Annotated in this window: 11 protein-coding genes and 4 pseudogenes; 4 read left to right on the top strand and 11 right to left on the bottom strand. The window is 41.6% G+C overall.

Going from position 1 to position 17,053, the window contains the following annotated elements:
- Window positions 1-351 precede the first annotated feature (351 nt).
- Window positions 352-1,205 (top strand): annotated as a pseudogene (locus BV455_RS16885) (IS1595 family transposase); the annotation flags it as partial.
- A 166-nt stretch (window positions 1,206-1,371) separates the two neighbouring features.
- Here BV455_RS16885 and BV455_RS20995 read toward each other — a convergent pair.
- The 3 genes and pseudogenes from BV455_RS20995 to BV455_RS16875 form a co-directional block, all read right to left on the bottom strand.
- Window positions 1,372-1,560: pseudogene (locus tag BV455_RS20995) on the bottom strand (hypothetical protein); the annotation flags it as partial.
- Between the two features lie 169 nt (window positions 1,561-1,729).
- Window positions 1,730-2,047, bottom strand: a complete 318-nt coding sequence (locus tag BV455_RS16880; protein ID WP_082791612.1) for a hypothetical protein — start codon at window positions 2,045-2,047, stop codon at window positions 1,730-1,732.
- Between the two features lie 172 nt (window positions 2,048-2,219).
- Window positions 2,220-3,965 (bottom strand): ATP-binding protein, encoded by a 1,746-nt coding sequence (locus BV455_RS16875; RefSeq protein WP_218687435.1) that lies wholly within the window; start codon window positions 3,963-3,965, stop codon window positions 2,220-2,222.
- 222 nt (window positions 3,966-4,187) lie between these two features.
- Between BV455_RS16875 and BV455_RS16870 the strand changes: the two genes are divergently transcribed.
- Window positions 4,188-5,519, top strand: coding sequence for an APC family permease (locus BV455_RS16870; protein WP_218687434.1), 1,332 nt, complete (start codon window positions 4,188-4,190; stop codon window positions 5,517-5,519).
- A 151-nt stretch (window positions 5,520-5,670) separates the two neighbouring features.
- Here the strand turns inward: BV455_RS16870 and BV455_RS16865 are convergent.
- The 8 genes and pseudogenes from BV455_RS16865 to kynU form a co-directional block, all read right to left on the bottom strand.
- Window positions 5,671-5,854 (bottom strand): annotated as a pseudogene (locus BV455_RS16865) (peptide-methionine (R)-S-oxide reductase); the annotation flags it as partial.
- Between the two features lie 422 nt (window positions 5,855-6,276).
- Window positions 6,277-6,764, bottom strand: a pseudogene (locus BV455_RS16860) (SMI1/KNR4 family protein).
- A 9-nt stretch (window positions 6,765-6,773) separates the two neighbouring features.
- Entirely contained in the window at window positions 6,774-7,943 is a 1,170-nt protein-coding gene (locus BV455_RS16855; protein ID WP_061579399.1) for a pre-toxin TG domain-containing protein, read from the bottom strand.
- A complete protein-coding gene (locus BV455_RS16850) occupies window positions 7,940-8,197 on the bottom strand; it encodes a DUF5082 domain-containing protein (RefSeq protein WP_081161959.1) in 258 nt (85 codons plus the stop codon). Before BV455_RS16850 ends, BV455_RS16855 begins: the two co-directional genes overlap by 4 nt.
- A gap of 777 nt (window positions 8,198-8,974) precedes the next feature.
- Window positions 8,975-9,601 carry an arylformamidase gene (gene kynB, locus BV455_RS16845; RefSeq protein ID WP_061579400.1) on the bottom strand — a complete coding sequence of 209 codons (627 nt, stop codon included), beginning with the start codon at window positions 9,599-9,601 and terminating at the stop codon, window positions 8,975-8,977.
- A 72-nt stretch (window positions 9,602-9,673) separates the two neighbouring features.
- The gene (gene kynA / locus BV455_RS16840) at window positions 9,674-10,453 is read right to left on the bottom strand and encodes a tryptophan 2,3-dioxygenase (RefSeq protein ID WP_235605564.1); all 780 of its coding nucleotides are present in this window, start codon (window positions 10,451-10,453) and stop codon (window positions 9,674-9,676) included.
- Window positions 10,454-10,602: 149 nt separating this feature from the next.
- Complete coding sequence (locus tag BV455_RS16835) at window positions 10,603-12,042, bottom strand: amino acid permease (protein WP_061579402.1); 1,440 nt, start codon at window positions 12,040-12,042, stop codon at window positions 10,603-10,605.
- Window positions 12,043-12,079: 37 nt separating this feature from the next.
- Window positions 12,080-13,363 carry a kynureninase gene (gene kynU / locus BV455_RS16830; RefSeq protein WP_061579403.1) on the bottom strand — a complete coding sequence of 428 codons (1,284 nt, stop codon included), beginning with the start codon at window positions 13,361-13,363 and terminating at the stop codon, window positions 12,080-12,082.
- Between the two features lie 190 nt (window positions 13,364-13,553).
- Between kynU and BV455_RS16825 the strand changes: the two genes are divergently transcribed.
- Together BV455_RS16825 and BV455_RS16820 are read left to right on the top strand one after the other, a co-directional pair.
- On the top strand, window positions 13,554-14,168 hold the full coding sequence (locus BV455_RS16825) for a TetR/AcrR family transcriptional regulator (RefSeq protein ID WP_061579404.1): 615 nt from the start codon (window positions 13,554-13,556) through the stop codon (window positions 14,166-14,168).
- Between the two features lie 371 nt (window positions 14,169-14,539).
- The gene (locus BV455_RS16820) at window positions 14,540-16,915 is read left to right on the top strand and encodes a M14 family zinc carboxypeptidase (protein WP_218687433.1); all 2,376 of its coding nucleotides are present in this window, start codon (window positions 14,540-14,542) and stop codon (window positions 16,913-16,915) included.
- Window positions 16,916-17,053 lie beyond the last annotated feature (138 nt).

Genomic DNA, 17,053 nt, shown 5'->3' with positions numbered 1-17,053 from the left:
TTTTTATTATTTTATCCTAGGTTTCAAGAGTACGTAAGCAAGGAAAAGCCAGTTCATAGCACATTACCGGAGTGGCAGAATTTTAACGCAAAGGGGCAAAGCCCCTTTGTCTTGGCTGTTTAATATATTTACCGAGAAGTCTCCACCTCTTAACGGAGTGTAGGTGGGAGAGGTTCATTACGAACTACTTCAAAAATCGGTTGCCATTCCATCACAATGACTCCTCTGTAGACATCGGCAACGTTACAATGCACAACAGTAAAGGATCATAACGTATAACGCATTTATATGAAACATAATAAGCCCAGCTAATATGCACTTAGCTATGCTTGTGATGGTTGCTAACGCCCCCATCACACTGTAATGCCTGTGAAACGTAATGGCAAATATCGTTCTCGTCAACGCTATCTATGTAAAGCCTGTGGAAAGTCATTCAACGATATGACAGGTAGCCCATTGTCAGGAACGAGATAACCTCATAAGTGGTTGAAATACTTTGAGATGATGGTGAAAGGTTATACATTATCGAAGATAGCCGAAGAACTTGATATTCACATTTCGACGGCGTTTTATTGGAGACATAAAATCCTTAACGCTATTCGTTCACTTGGTTATTCAACACTAAAAGGGATAGTGGAAAGTGATGAGACATACTTTTTAGAGAATGAAAAAGGCAAGAAGTTCATCGCTCATAGAAAGGCTCGTAAACGGTGGCGGTGTAGCCAAAAAACGTGGTATTTCCAAAGAACAAATTTGTGTGGTGGTCGCTCACGATAGAAATGGTCAAATCCTTTCCCAAACGGCAGGAAAAGGTCGTATTACGGCTATGGAAATTGATGGGGTGTTAGGAAATATATTGACACCTCTGCTTTACTATGCACAGATACAGCGACCAACTATAAAAAATTCGCTACGATGAAGGGATTACAACACGAAGCCATCAATGTTCGCAAGGTGTCTATACAAAGAAAGGAATTTACCATATTCAGCACATCAACGGGTATCATACTCGTTTGAAAAAATGGATAAATAGGTTTCAAGGTGTAGCAACCAAATATCTTAATAATTACCTTTTCTGGCATCGTTTTCTCAAACTAAATAAATAAGAAGATGCCGTTTCAAGAACGTGTAAAGGCAATGCTTCTTGGCTCTTGTCAAAAAAAGTGAACTTTACTACTGTTGAAGGTATTAGAAGAACTGTTTAAAGGTTCTATTCAGCACCTTTTACTTCATCGCATTTCTAATATTATCAGGTATCATAACAACCTCAGTTGTTATAGGTGATGTTGGATAATCTTCATCAATACACTCGTACCAATATGCTCATCAACTCGCTTTGATTTGCCTTCTTTGACACGAAATTTACTTAATTCAACCTTCATAATAATCTCCAATGTAAAATTCTACTATATTCATTGATAGTTTATCATAATAGGTACCGTCAAGAATTTTGTGTAATGTAAGATAGATAGGGAATCCTCTTAACTTTCGTCCTGCCCATTTCTCGTTAGAATCTTGAATGGTCAAATAGACGACATTTTCAGCGGCTTCTAGTCTTGAATAGCCTGATACACCGGTTCCATTGTTTTGGGTAAGAATCACAATTTCTCTGTCTTGAGATGGGAGGAGAAGCTTTCTATACAGGAATTATCATAACAGTTTCCTTTTCGAGAATGACTTTCTTGAATTTGAAGTTCTTTTCCGTTTTCGTAAACCTTACGTCTTTTGCCTATTTCGTAAGGAAGTACTTCTTTTTCTTGTAGGGGTAGCGGGCAGGATGTCCTTGTTGGAGCGCGTGGTGTGCAGCTTGTCTTGCGAAGAGATATTGGTGGCAGACGGTTTGAATGGATTGGCTGTGAAGATGGAACTTTCTTTTCGTTTGTTTTTGCAGTTCGCTTTTGGTAATCCAACGGCCGTATTGGAGAAAATGTTCTTTCGCCAATCGAAGACATTCATTCCAAACACGGACGGATTCCCGATTGCAGGCGTACAATCGATCTAAATCCGCTTTCGATGCCCGAAAGAACACTTTTTGGCTCCAAAGCATGAGAATCCCTTCTTTCTTTGTCTGATGGGATAGTTTGATTATAGCACATATGTTCGTTTTTGGGAATCAAAAACTTTCTGATTCCTCTCCCTCCTTCACTCTTCACTCCGTTTAGAGGAAGGGAGACTTCTCGGGAAAAATGTTAAAAAAGCAAGAGGACTGATCTTTTCACTCAGCCCTCCTGCTTTGAGGAAATGGGAAAAAGCAAACACACGGTCGTTCCTTTTCCTTCTTCACTATGAATTTCCATTTTGCCACCATGCGCTTCCACGATTTTAAAACTCACCATTAATCCTAATCCTGTCCCTTTTTCTTTTGTACTGTAGAACGGTTCACCGAGCGTAGCCATTCGCTCTTTCGGAATGCCGCAGCCTTCGTCTGTGATGCAAATGAGAATCGAATCTAGTCGCTGCTTCGCTTCGATCCGTAATATTCCGCCATTTGGCATCGCTTCGATGGCGTTTTTGATGATGTTGATGAACACTTGTTTCAATTGGTTTTCATCACAATAAAGCGGCGGAAGTTGTTCATCAATGGAATATTGAACGGTCACATGATGCAATAGCGCTTGCCCTTCAAGCAGCTTCATCACATGTTGCAGCATGTCCGATACATGATGGTATGCCTTTTTTACTGGATTCGGCTTTCCAAGCAATAAAAACTCGTCGACAATTTCGTTCAATCGCTCTAATTCCGCTTCAATAATATCGAAATACATCTGATTGCGTTCTCCCTCTTTTAAAAGCTGGATAAACCCTTTCAGGGATGTTAATGGGTTGCGGATTTCGTGGGCAACCCCCGCCGCCAATTCACCGACAACCGCTAATTTTTCCGATTTTCGCAACAGTTCTTCCGATTGTTGAATAGAATCAATCATGTAATTGAAGCGTTTTGCGAGCAAGCCAATTTCCGTCGGATCGGTTTCATCTGCGCGAACATGTTTTTTCCCTTCGGCGACCGCTTCCGCCACATCACACAACCGGCGAATCGGATGGACAATTTGCCGGGCATAGAGCGCCGTTAAAAGCGATAAAATGAAAAATGCCGCAATAGAAGCAAGCCAAAGCGCCTTTTCAAACAGCGCATAAGGTTTATAAATTTCCGAAGCAGGGACTTGCGCAACAACCCCCCATTGCAAAATCGGAATGTACGCATAGGAAGCAAGCATCTTTGCCCCTTCCGTATTGACGACTTCTTCATAACCCGATTGTCCTCGGAGCAATTTTTGCACAATAGCGTTTTCAGCGACATGATCGCCAATTCGTTTTTTCGATGGATGAGAAATAATGTTCCCATTGCGATCGACGATGAACGTATAGCCGTGCTCCCCAATTCGAAAACTTTGAACAATGGATCGAAATAGCTTATTTTGTTTAATTCGCATCGATAAGTTGACGACTCTCTCCACTTCATTCCGTTCATTTAAAACAGGTACAGAAATGACAAGCAAATAACGTCCCGTATCCGCGGAAACAACATCGCTGAAGTAAGCTCTTTTCGTTCGCAACGCTTGTTGGAAATATTCACGCTTACTTAAGTTATAGTTTAATAGACGGCTCAGGTCATTCGGATAAAAACCTTTCACATATCCGTGCGAATCTAATACTGTAGCGCCATCAATATAAGGAGAAATTTCAATAATACGTTCAAGCCCTTCTGACCATTGCTTGGCATCATTCACCCGAAAATGTGGATCGTTTTGCACGTATTGCTCAAACTTATTTAAATCCTCGCCAATTTGAACAATTTGTTCTTTCATTCTCAAAACAGTTTTATCCGTCATGTGCCGATATTGCTCTTTGGTGATTTCAGGCAAATACATCCGAGCAATCATAAACATTAAAGCTAGCAAAGCAAAAATAACGGCTAAATTAATGATATAAATTTTCCAAAAAATACGTGACCGTATCCAATTCATTTCCCGCGACTCCCTACATCATTCGTTGTAGATTTTTATTATACTACTTATATCATGAAAATTGTCACATGTTTCATCGTGTACAAAAAAACCCGTTCATGTCAAGAAATGAAGTGAAATCTATAATATTTTAATTTTCAAAAAATAGAAATTTACTTAAATCCTATGTTATAATGATCCAGTACTCACAAGAAAAACATTTGTCCTTTTGAGGTGAACACCATGAGGCATGCTGAATTAAGAAAAAGCATCGGCTTTATCGCCGCAACATCTTTAGTCATCGGCACGGTCATCGGTTCCGGCATTTTCGTGAAACCAGGCGTTGTCATCGCCGCCTCCGGCGACTCGACAATGGCCCTATGGGCATGGGCCATCGGCGGCATTATTACATTAGCGAGCGGGTTGACGATCGCAGAAGTGAGCGTAAAAATTCCGAAAACCGGAGGACTGTATGTTTATGTAGAAAAGGTGTACGGAAAGTTTTGGGGCTTTTTATGCGGATGGGTGCAAACGATTATCTACGGCCCAGCGGTGATCGGAGCGCTCGGATTATACTTCGGTTCGCTATTTGCAGGGGTGTTTGGTTTTTCAAAGCAGACGGAAACATGGATCGGAATTTTAGCCGTTCTTTTTCTTGCGCTCATTAACATGCTAGGAACACAATACGGCGGTGCAGTTCAAAGCTTGTTAACATTAGCAAAACTGCTTCCAATCTTCCTTATTATTGTGTTTGGAATGTTTCAAGGAGATGTGCCTGTATTCGGAATGAAAAGCGAAAGCAGCCAAGCGATCAGCATGGGGGCTGCTGTGTTAGCGACGCTTTGGGCGTACGACGGCTGGATGAATGTCGGGTTTGTGGCAGGCGAAATGAAAAATCCAGCAAAAACGTTGCCAAAAGCCATTATTACTGGAATTGTCATTGTCATGCTTTGCTACTTAGCCGTCAATATCGCGCTCCTTCACGTTCTTCCCGCGAGTAAAATTGTCGAGCTTGGCCCGAACGCCGCAAAAGAAGCCGCGGCGCTACTATTTGGCGGTGTAGGCGGAAAAATGGTTGCGATCGGTATTTTAATTTCTATTTTCGGTTGTTTGAATGGAAAAATTTTAACATTCCCACGCATGCCGTTTGCGATGGCAGAAGACGGGCTGTTCCCTGGCGCCCGTTTCTTCTCGCGCGTTCATCCGACTTTTCACACTCCTGTTCAAGCAACCGTTTTACAAGCAACGATCGCTGTGGCGATGATGCTAATGACCAGCCCAGATCGCTTGACCGATATCGCCATTTTTAGCGTTTTCTCATTTTACGGCTTAGCGTTTTACGCTGTGTTTTTGCTTCGGAAAAATCAAAAGCCCGATCATTCGTTATATAAAGTTCCTTTATATCCTGTAACGCCAATTGTCGCGATCGCAGGAGCGCTTTACATTATTGGAAGCACCGTCATCCATCAACCGCTCGATGCTTTTCTTTCCGTGTTAATCACATTATCCGGAATTCCTGTTTATTGGAGTCTTACAACCAAACAAAAAGATAAAACGGCGAAACAAGCAAGTTAAACGAACACCAACACCATCAAAATGCGTTTGTTCACCTAAATAGTATTGACAACGATCGAAAAAAATGTAAAACCGCTAAACGGACGCCGTTTAGCGGTTTTCTTTTTCAAACAATGTAAAAGACTACCCGTATCCTTCTTTTTCAAGATCTTCTCAACGCTGCTGAATGGATACAATAGCGAAGCCCTGTCGGTGCTGATCCGTCATTAAAAACATGTCCTAAGTGCGAATCGGCTTTTCAGCTACGAGCTTCTACGCGAACCATATCGTGGCTTAAATCTAATTCGGTCTTAATATTTTTCTTCATGAAAATGCTTTGTAAAACTTGGCCAACCGTAGCAGAATCATACTTGGCGAACAGTGCCTAGCACTGTTCGCCATAATGGATTTGTTTTCTCGAAGAATTGTCGGGTAGGCCATCAGTGAACGGATGAATCATCAATTCGCGATACAAGCATTAGAGAGAGCTGTTTGGAAGCGTCAACCTCCACCTAGGTTGATTTATCACTCTGATCAAGGATCACAACTATCAAAACAAGCATAAGCCGCAAAGGGACTTAAATACTTTCTATTTCAATGTCTGAAGTCCGTATGTTATCGTTATCAGTTTATTTTGCATTTCGAATCCCAAAAAATCCTTCTGAAAATAACTATTACTTTTCAATGCTCTGTAGAGAAAATCAATTAGAAAATAAAAATCATATATGTTATTTTTAGATTAAAAAACTGAGAGATATTCAATCTCCCAGGAATATATTTAAATATCATCGTAAGCATCACCTAAAGGTATAAAATCTTTTTTTAACCAGTACCAATAGTCTCCCTTATTTTCTATAAACCGCTCTAATAAGTCAGTAAAAGAAGTAGCTATAATAGAACACTCCCCCACTACCCCATGTCTATCATAAAAACTATCATAGCACCTTCCGAGTCTTTTTGGGTTCAAATCGATTGTAATATATTCACCGTTTCTGTCTGTTGCACATATATACCAATCTGATGAAATATCTTCTTCACATAACTCCCCACAATAACAGGATTGGCTAGCACAAAATCTTGAGGAGGAACTATTAAAACTGGATAATCTGCTTTTTCGTATAAAACAACTCCCCCACATAGCTCATAAAATTTAAGCACATCATCAGGTAAAGTATGTGATTTATTAACTTTGGGAATACCAGATGGTGGATAAACCACGCAATCTGGTAAAGTTTTTATTTTATTTATTAAATTCTCTATATTCATGGTTTTTCACTACTCCCGATATATATACTGATGAAATGCACGATAATAATCTCGTCTCGCAGATTGTGGCACATTCGCAGCATCAAACATTCTTTCTGTTAATTGTTGCACTTCTTGAGGTGAAACCGATTTCCAATCTACTTTTCCCCCAACTTTTTTACCTGTTTTCTCATATAACCATTCTCTGTATACCCTTTTTGTAGCATCATGCTGTTCTTTTGTCAAGGCAATCGTAGGAGTATCAGCACCTCTACTTACATAATTCGGTATGTTATGCTTAGCCCAAACATCTAATACACCATGATGATTTTCTAGTGGGGAATTGCTAGGACGATAAGGTACTACATCATATACTTTAACATTTTCAGTACCCTTATATGCATATAAGGCGTCATCCGTTCGTTTCCCCACTTCTCCTTCGACTTGACTCATTGAAAAGCGCACGAAGCTGGTGACTTCTTCCGCGGTCTCCTGTATCCCTGCTCTTGACACTGGTCCTATCCCGGCAAATGCTGGCTGCCATTGGGCAGATCGAACGCTGGCGAAAAAGTCGTCCCATTGCTTCTTAAATGAGCGGATCGTATTGCTGATCGGAGCTTTTACGACTTGGTGGTATACCGCTTGAAGGGTAGGCATGATTTTATCATAGCGGAGAACATGTTTCGTTTGCGAGACTAATTCGGAAACATCCGCTGCTGTTTCTGCCGCTTTCGCTCCTTTGATCCCCACTTTGCCGGCGACGCCTGCTCCTTTGGCTGGAGGAATGACGGACAACAATAGCATTCCTCCCGCCAGCCAGCGGTCTCCTGCTGAAATCCGTTCCCCGGTGATTGGATCGTATTCTCCAAGCAATCGCTGCAAGTCATACCAGCCAAGAAGCTCCAGACCGAATTCTGTCATGTTATCGGCAAGCGTTTGGTCTGCCTGTCTTATTGCCGCGGCTGTTCGATACAGCAGTTCCTCCGCTTCATTCAGCTTTTCTTCATAGATCTGGAGCCAATAAACAAGCTCGTCTTTGAACTCATGGATGGCATCAGAGCCGATTCCTGGAATCTCCATCACTAAAGAGGGAAGTTCCCAGGAAAGCGAGGTTCGCGCGCGCTGACAGGCGTCTTCCGCATCGGGGACATGTTTTGCTACCGTTTCCAGCTCGTCTGGTTTGATTTGAATGGTTGTCATGATAACTCCTCTATCTTTCGCTGTATTCGGGCGATTCCCCTGCTTATTTCATGAAGAAGATCGTCTGCGGCCGCATCAATATGTGATTCGATTGGCCGCAAGTCCCCGTATATCGACTCAGACGCTTCCCTCGGCTCTCCCTGACAATGTGAGACATATTCATCATTCACGTGGTAAAAGGAATGTAAGCCATGATCAAATTCCTCGATCGTTTCTTCGACCTGCCCCTGATAAGACTGGAGACAATGGCTCATCGTCTCGTAGGCCCTGCGTTTCACTTCTTTTTCGATCGATTCCAAGAAAGGCAACACCTTGATTTCCTCTCCCCCATTCACACACTATCTAAATGGTAACACAAGGAAAATAAGGATAAATCATGATATATTCCTGTTTTTCCAGATGACAACCAGTACTTTTTCCCTATCTATTATTCTGTCATGCTAAACGTGTCAAAGTTCCTTCGAAATAGGTAACCATTGAGCCTATTAACTAGCTAACGGATGAGAAAGCAACATCGAGAAGGCGGTTTCCCCTTGAAAATGCTTTTTTACATGGTTGGAGCGAACAATCGTCAGTTTCTTGAGGTCTGTTTGTGAAAAATGAGAGGTAGCGTACGTTTGCCTTACGGAAACAAATTTCGCTTATTTTTTTCAAAATACACTGGATTTAAAGAAAAAATAGGTTTCAGACGAACGTCTGAAACCTATTTTTCAACAGCCTTGTCCAAACGAAAGCCTTATTTTTGTAACCCAGGATATCTCCTTAAAGGAATGTTATCTTTTCGCGCCACGCCGGTGCGGTTGCCGCTTCAATTACTGCTTGTCTTACTCGTTCCACTACTTTGCTGTTAAACACGCTTGGAATTGACGAGCAGTACCTGTCACTGTTCGTCAACTTTTTATCTGCTTAATAATTACTCTCTCCATTGTCTGCTTTTAAGGCTTTGGAAGTATAGCATTAACACAGAATCATTTCAGGATCCTTATTATACAGGTTCCCATGATTTGAGTGTAATTAATGGAATATGGATGTTACCCCCTCTTTTTTAATACAGCTCTTACCGGGCTTCCATCAGCTTCTGCAAGCGGAAGCGGAAGGGCTAATAGTTCATAGTCCCCTGGGGCCACATGATCCAGGACAATACCTTCTAAAATATGGATACCATAACGAGTCAATTCATGATGGGCAGATAACTCTTTGCTATCCAAAGGATCCACGGACGGCAGATCCACGCCAATGAGTCGAATGCCGCGTTCCGAAAGATATGGCGCTAATTCAGGTTCCATATGGGGAATGGCTTCTGGAAAGACAGTACGGTTTTTCCATGCGCCTGTATAAATTAACAGGCGTGTTACTCCTTCTAAGTTTACACCTTGCAATTCGTCTACTCCAATCTTTGTCTTGTTTGGCAGATGGATGACACGGGCAGGGCCAATGTATATATCCAAATCCAAATCAATCACCCGCTTTCCTTCATTATCAAAATGGAAAGGGGCATCAATATGTGTACCTGTGTGGGTGCTCATCGTGATTTGTCCTACATTGACCGACCCACTTTCCTCTTTGCTCCAATTTACACGGTAAGAAAAAGGAGTATCCCCCGGCCATACAGCAACTTTTTCATCCAGACGTTGAGATATATCAATCCATGAATTCATCATTCTTTCCTCCTTATTCATTTCCTAAACAGGAAAGGGGACTTTTCCCCAGCCCCCTGCCATGCATACATATTAAAGCTTCGTTCTTAAAGTCCATAATTCAGGGAAGAAATGTTGATCAAGCGCTCTTTTTAAATAAGTGACACCTGATGAACCGCCTGTTCCTTTTTTATGGCCAATAATTCGTTCAACCGTACTTATATGGTTATAACGCCATAACTGTTGTTGGCTGCCAATGTCCACCAACTTCTCGGCCAGCTCATATAAATCCCAATATTGATCCACGTTCCGGTAAACAGTCAGCCATGCTTCCTCTACACTGGCATTGGGTTGATAGTTTTGGGACCAGTCTCTGTCAAGAACTTCTTGGTCAATTGGTAATCCTCGGGCTGCGAGAGCTTTAATCGCCGCGTCATAGATACTTGGCTCATGAAGCGCTCTTCTCAGCTTTTCATAAATCTCAGGATCATGTTGGAAGACTAATAAAGTATGAGCATTTTTATTTCCAAACGCAAATTCGATTAAACGGTTTTGGTAGGACTGGAATCCGGATGCATGCCCCAATTTATCCCGAAATTCCATATATTCAGCAGGAGTCAACGTGGAAAGGACACTCCAAGATTGGATCAATTGCTGCTGAATTCTTGATACACGTGAAAGCATTTTAAAAGACGGTTCCAAATCGTTGCGGAGAATACATTGAATCGCTGCGTTCACTTCGTGTATAATGAGCTTCATCCAAAGTTCGCTTGCCTGATGAATAATAATAAAAAGCATTTCATCATGATGATCGGACAATCGTTGTTGGCTGGATAAAATTTTGTTGAGTTGAAGGTAACTTGCATACGACATTTCTTTTCGGAAATCTGTATGAATCTCTTTCTCTAATCCAGCATTAGCGTTTGTTTCATTATTATTGACGTTCACCTACTGTCATCCTCCTTTTTTCATTCACATGCATAGCTGCCTTCTATATAGGAGACATGAAATTTGCTATGACGCTATTTATCTATGTTGACATCACTTTCAGAAAGTTGGAGGGCGTCGTTTGTTGTATGATGGATTGCATTTGTTTTTTTCCAAATAAAATAAGCAACCGAAAGAAAAATTAACCAAGGAACTCCAAATTGAAGCATGATTTTAAATTGCGTAAACCATGTCGTAATCATCAAGCTGAGCAATAGAACGCCCCCTAAAATCGTCAAATAAGGGAAACCGATCATTCTTACTGGTAATTTGCGTCCCCCCATTTGTTTCCACTTGCGGCGGAAAAATAAATGAGAAACGAAAACCATCAGCCATGTGAAGATGGCACCAAACATGGAAATCCCCATCATGACCGCATAAGATGTCCCAGGAACCAGCGCCGAAACGACTGCAGCGACGACAATCCCAAGTGTAGAAACCGTAAGAGCGTTTGTTGGAACCCCTTTTTTACTTACTTTTCCAAAGAAAGCGGGCGCATATTTTCCTCGTGATAAGGAAAAGATCATCCGCGTTGATGCATATAACTGGCTATTCATCGATGATAATGCAGCCGTTAAGACAATAAAGTTTACAACACCCGAAGCCCCAGGGATGTTCAAGATTTCCATTACTTTGACAAAAGGACTTTTATCGACCTCAGCCGATTTCCAGGGAACGATCATTAACATGATGGCCATTGTCAAAACATAGAAAGTCGATAAACGGAATACGGTTGCTTTTAATGCTTTTGGTACGGCTACATCCGGGTCTTTCGCTTCACCTGCTGTAACCGCTATCATTTCTGTCCCTAAAAAGCTGAATAGAGAGATAAAGATGGCTATCCACATTCCCCACCAGCCAAACGGCAGAAACCCGCCATCGTTTACAAGATTTTCGCTTCCTATTCCCGGCTGTTCGGACGCTCCAAATAGAACATATGCACCAAGGAGAATGAAAAGCACAATCGCACTAACCTTTATCATGGAGAACCAATACTCAAAAGTAGCAAACGTATGGACACTCGTAGCGTTAACATATATCAACACACCGCCAAACAACAGGATCCATACGATTCCTGGAACATTCGGAAACCAGTATTTCATATAGACGGCAATGGCACTTACTTCTACTCCAACAGCAAGTACATTCGCTATCCAGTACGAATACCGAACAATAAAACCTGCATAAGGATGGATATATTTTTCAGCAATCGTCCCAAAAGACCCGGAAGTCGGATGGGCAACCGTCATTTCGGATAAACACCCCATTAGAAGCAATACGATCAATGCGCCTATCACATAACTAATCAACACACTTGGCCCGGCAGTTCCAATGGCAAGCCCGCTCCCAAGGAACAATCCGGTGCCGATTGCACACCCCATGGCAATCATGGTAAGCTGATTGGTTTTTAAATCGCGATTTAATCCTCTCTCCCGCTCATGAAGATCATGGAAATGATTATTTGGGTTTCCCATTTTCCCTCCCCCTTTCTCATCGTAAAACGCGACATCTTTATGCCACTACTTCGCGCTCATTTGTAAACTTTTCATATTGTTTTTCCTTCATAATTTTTTTAAGGATTTGTACGACTTTCCACACTTCTTCATAAGAAGTGTACAATGCACTCGGTGCCAAACGAATGATGTTCGGTGCACGGAAGTCCGGGATCACTCCGTTTTCTTTCAATGATTTACAAATACGAGCGGCTTCCTCATGTTCAAGACTTACATGTCCCCCTCGCCGTGCATCGTCTCTAGGATTGCCAATGGTAAAACCAAAACCTTTCAGCTCCTGTTCAATTAAGTACATGAAATATTGAGTGAGTTGCAGCGACTTTTGGCGAATATTTTCAATTCCGGCTTCTGCAAAAATTTCTAAAGATCCGATTAAAGGCGCAAGGCTCAACACGTGAGGCGTTCCGATTTGATAAGCCCCTGCCGTTTCAGCCGGTGTGAATGTATGCTCCATGTCAAATTGTTTATCTTTTTTGGAACCGAACCATCCGGCCAGGCCAGGAAGCCTCCCGAAATGTTTCCGATTCACATATAGCCCCCCGACGCATCCAGGTCCGCCATTTAAATACTTGTAGTTGCACCAAAACGCAAAATCCACTTCCCACTCACTGAATGAATGAGGAATGGCACCGATAGAATGACATGCATCAAATCCAATGAAAATGCCGCGAGCATGCGCTTCCTCTGTTAAACGTTTCATATCCAATATTTGACCGCTTCGATAAAGAACAGTTGGTAAAATAATTAACGCAATATCGTCGGTCATGGCAGCGATAATGTCATCCTCTTCTAAAAAACGGCCATCGCGGCTTTTTACACGGATAAGATGCGTATCTGGATCATAGCCGTGGATACGGAGCTGACTTTGAAGCGCGTAAATATCAGAAGGGAATGTCAATTCATCAGCTAAGATTTTTGTACGTGTTCCCTCAGGTTTGTAAAAGGTCGCAACAAGTTGATGCAAGTTCACCGTCGTGGAACCGGTTACAATGACTTCTTCAGGTGAAGCTCCCACTAATGGAGCCATCATTTCACCAAGCCTCTCAGACAGGTAAAACCATGGATGTCTCCCTTTCGTCCATCCGTCAATCCCAAATTCTTTCCAATCAGCCAAAGACTCTAATAGCGTTTTTTCAGCTCTCTTAGAAAGAAGCCCTAATGAGTTGCCGTCCATATAAATAGAGTCAGGCTTTAAGTAAAACTCATGGCGGAAATGCCGTAATTTATCTTCCTGGTCAAGCTTTCTGGCAAATGCTAGTGTGGGTTCAAAAGAAGAAAACATTTTATCCCTCCTTCACATTGTTTTTACAAATGTGTAGGGAAATTGTATCAAGGAAGTTGACATAATGTCAATTAAAAATAAAAAAATTTCTAAATATTAATTTAAATATTAAAATTATTCGTAAATAACCCTTTCGTTTTCATCCAATTCTATTTATGCTATTAAAAAGGAAACGAATGGAGGGAATGTCGTGAATACTAGCAAAGTAGCCGATAAACGTCATATGCGTTCCATCATGACACGCCAAAAACTATTACAAGCAGCAAAAGAAGTATTCATGGAGGAAGGGTTTCAAAAAGCAACGATTACTCAAATTATCAAAAAGGCAAATGTGGGATACGGTACAGCCTACGTACATTTTGGAGGAAAAGACGAAATTTTGATAGTGCTAATGGAAGATGTGATGGAACAATTTTATCAAATTGCAGAAACGCCCTTCTTTCCAACGTCAAAAGAAGAAGCTCAACAAATCATCAAAAAACAGGCATATTCATTTTTAAAGATGGCAGAAGCAGAACGAAGCATGATGCGAGTGTTTGCACAGGCTATTGGAGTTTCACCGGTTGTGTCCGCTAAATGGAAAGAAATCAGGGAAAAATTCATCCAGCGAATTTCACAAGATATTGCCTATTCACAAAAAAAAGGACTAGCCAAAGCGCAGTTAAATCCCGAACTGGTTGCCCGCGGCTGGTTTTTCACCAACGAAATGTATCTTTGGGAAATTGTTCGCAATGAACACCAGGCATCCGTAGAAGACATTGCCCAAACTATTACAACTGTTTACACAACGGGACTTTACCTGTAAGCCTTTCCTCTTTGCTGTCTACTATAAAAGAACTAGGCGTACTTCTTGGCGAACAGTGACAAGCACTGTTCGCCAAGTATCAAGTAAAGTCAAAGATTAATCATCTATGACAATTGGTTTCCTACGGTTTTACTATCTAATCTCTTTGATACAGAGTATTGAACCCTCATTGCAATACACCCTTTCCCAATCTTTATAATGTATAAATATTAATACACACCAAACTAATCCATCTTGTTATTTTAACTAGGAAATCAGTATCAAATACCAGTTTCTATCTTGCGTTAAAATGTTTATTGAAATATATTAAAATCGAAATTTTTTCATAAATATTCAAAATCAATGTATTTTCAAGGAGGGAGGAGAAACGAATGAAGAGAAAAAAGATACTTAGTGGTCTTCTGGCGATAGGAGTACTTGCCTCTGCCCCGTGGTCAACCACGCTTGCTAAGTCTACGAAATGGACGAATGTTAATACATTTGAAGAACAAGATGGAAGCAAGTTTAATAGCGAAAACTATGATTTTGTGAAATTCTCGCAAATTGGCGCAAAGCTTAAAGAGATCGAAAAACAATCGAACCGAGTGAAGTTAGAAATAAGAGGAACATCCGCGAACGGTTATCCTCTCTATGTCGTAACAATTGCGGATCCATCTGCACAAGGGAAATTTGGAAAGTTTAAAGCGCTAAGAAAGCAGATGTTTAAAAACCCTGGAAAAGCGCAAGATTGGGTGACCAATAACGAAGACTTTAAAGTGCCCATTATGATTAACGGTTCCATCCATGGCAATGAGTTTGTTGGCAGCGATGCCATTCTTCAATTGATTGAGCGGTTTGCAACGCAGAACGATGAAGTAACAAAAAAGATTTTAGCGAACACTATCTTAATTTTTAACGTGGTACAAAATCCGGATGGGCGTATCAACGCAACCCGTTTTAACGGGGCGGGAATCGATCTAAACCGCGATTTTATTACGCAATCCCAGCCAGAAACACGGGAGACCGTAGAGCTGATCAAAGAATGGAACCCAATGGTCTTTTTAGACACTCACGGTTATGTAAAAAATTACGCACCGAACAAACAAGGTCTCATCGAACCTTGTACGCCGCCGCATAATCCAAACTATGAATACGACCTGTACAACAAATGGGCGTTTCAACAGGCAGAAGCAATGGAAAAAGAGATTATGGCCAACAAGGACAAATATAAAGGAGCTCTATACCAGACGATGGAAGGAACCTATATTCCGCAGCGGGATGACACTGCTGGCTGGGACGATTATCCGCCAATTTTTACACCAATGTACGCCATGTATCACGGTGCCTACGGCCATACATTAGAGGCGCCGACAAACGATTGGGACGGGGTCCGTTGGCATTACGACGCGATTATGGGCGCGCTGAAGTTTGCTACGGAACATAAACAAGAAATGATGAAAGACCAAATCGAAATATTTAAACGCGGCATTACGTTTAATCATTCGTATCACCCAGACGGATTCTTCCCGAAAGCGTATATTTTGCCGGTCGATGCAGAAGATCCAACGGTCACGGAAAAAGCGGTCCGTCACTTGCTACGCAACGACATTGAAGTTTTACAAGCATCCAAGCCTTTTTCCGTCGATGGCAAAACGTATGCAAAAGGTACTTATATTGTAAAAATGGATCAGGCGAAAGCCGGTTTAGCGAACACAATGCTTTGGGATGGGGAGGATATTACAAACGACACGCCGGCTATGTATGATATTTCTGCATGGAGCTTGCCTGAGCTATGGGGATTTGAGGCAGTCGCGACCGATAGCGACATCGAAGTGACAGCTACCAAAGTGCACCAAGTCAATAACCAAGGTTCTATTTCCGGCAAAGGACCGTATATCATCCTAAACAGCTCTGTTCAGGCGGTAAATCTCGTTAATACCCTTCTTCAACAAGGGGTACCAGTTAAACGGGATTCAAAAGGAAATTTCTATACAGAGGCGGCAGCTAACGATATTTTTGAAGCAGTAAAAGAGTCTGGACTACATTTGCAAACAGCGACAGTGCCGGCAGATGCTGTTGCATTATCAAATGTCAAAATCGCGATCTTAAAAGACGGAGGAATGGGAAAACAACAATCCCATGCCGGAACGAAACTCGCCCTTAATCGACTTGGCTTCCAGGTAACAGAACTCACACCGGTCGATGTTGCGACAAAAGGGCTTGATGGCTTTGATGTATTTATTTACAGCGGAACAGAAAATCTTATTTCCTTGAACTTAAGTGATGCCAATAAGGAATTCGGTTTACAAAATAGTGAACAATACAACGCGTTTAAAGCTAATGTTACCAAATTTGTCGAAAGTGGCGGTAAATATATCGCCATAGGGGCAGGAGCGTCCCTAGCAACTAAAACGCTTGGATTAACAGATGACATCATCAATGTAGGTGGTTCTAACAGCAATGGTATTGTTAAAGTGAATTATAAAGGAACTGAAGTAACCGCTGGATATGGTCAAAACGATATCGGCTTCGTCTACCGACCAGCTTGGTATACCGGTACAGAAAATGATATCGTTGAAGCAACATACTTGGATCAGCCGGACTTTTTCATTGCGGGACATTGGCGAAATCGTGATGCTGCCCAAGGGCAGGCAGTCATTGTACGAGAAAAAAATAAAGGCGTCACTCTTATCGGCTTAGAAGCCGGATTCCGTGATCATACCGATTATCTTTTCCGTCTTCTGTCAAACGCCATTTTTACAAACTAAATGGATGAAGAGGCTGGCTTCAAAAGTCGTTGAATGGACCTTTTGAAGTCAGTCTTTTCTTCTATTATTAATAAATATAAATTAGGTAAAAAACCTTCAGAACCTCTCGCTATTTCCTCATGATTTTCTGGCTATTTT

It is taken from the genome of Parageobacillus caldoxylosilyticus (assembly GCF_019272935.1).
Taxonomy (GTDB): domain Bacteria; phylum Bacillota; class Bacilli; order Bacillales; family Anoxybacillaceae; genus Saccharococcus; species Saccharococcus caldoxylosilyticus.
This window is presented reverse-complemented; position numbering and strand designations above follow the sequence as displayed.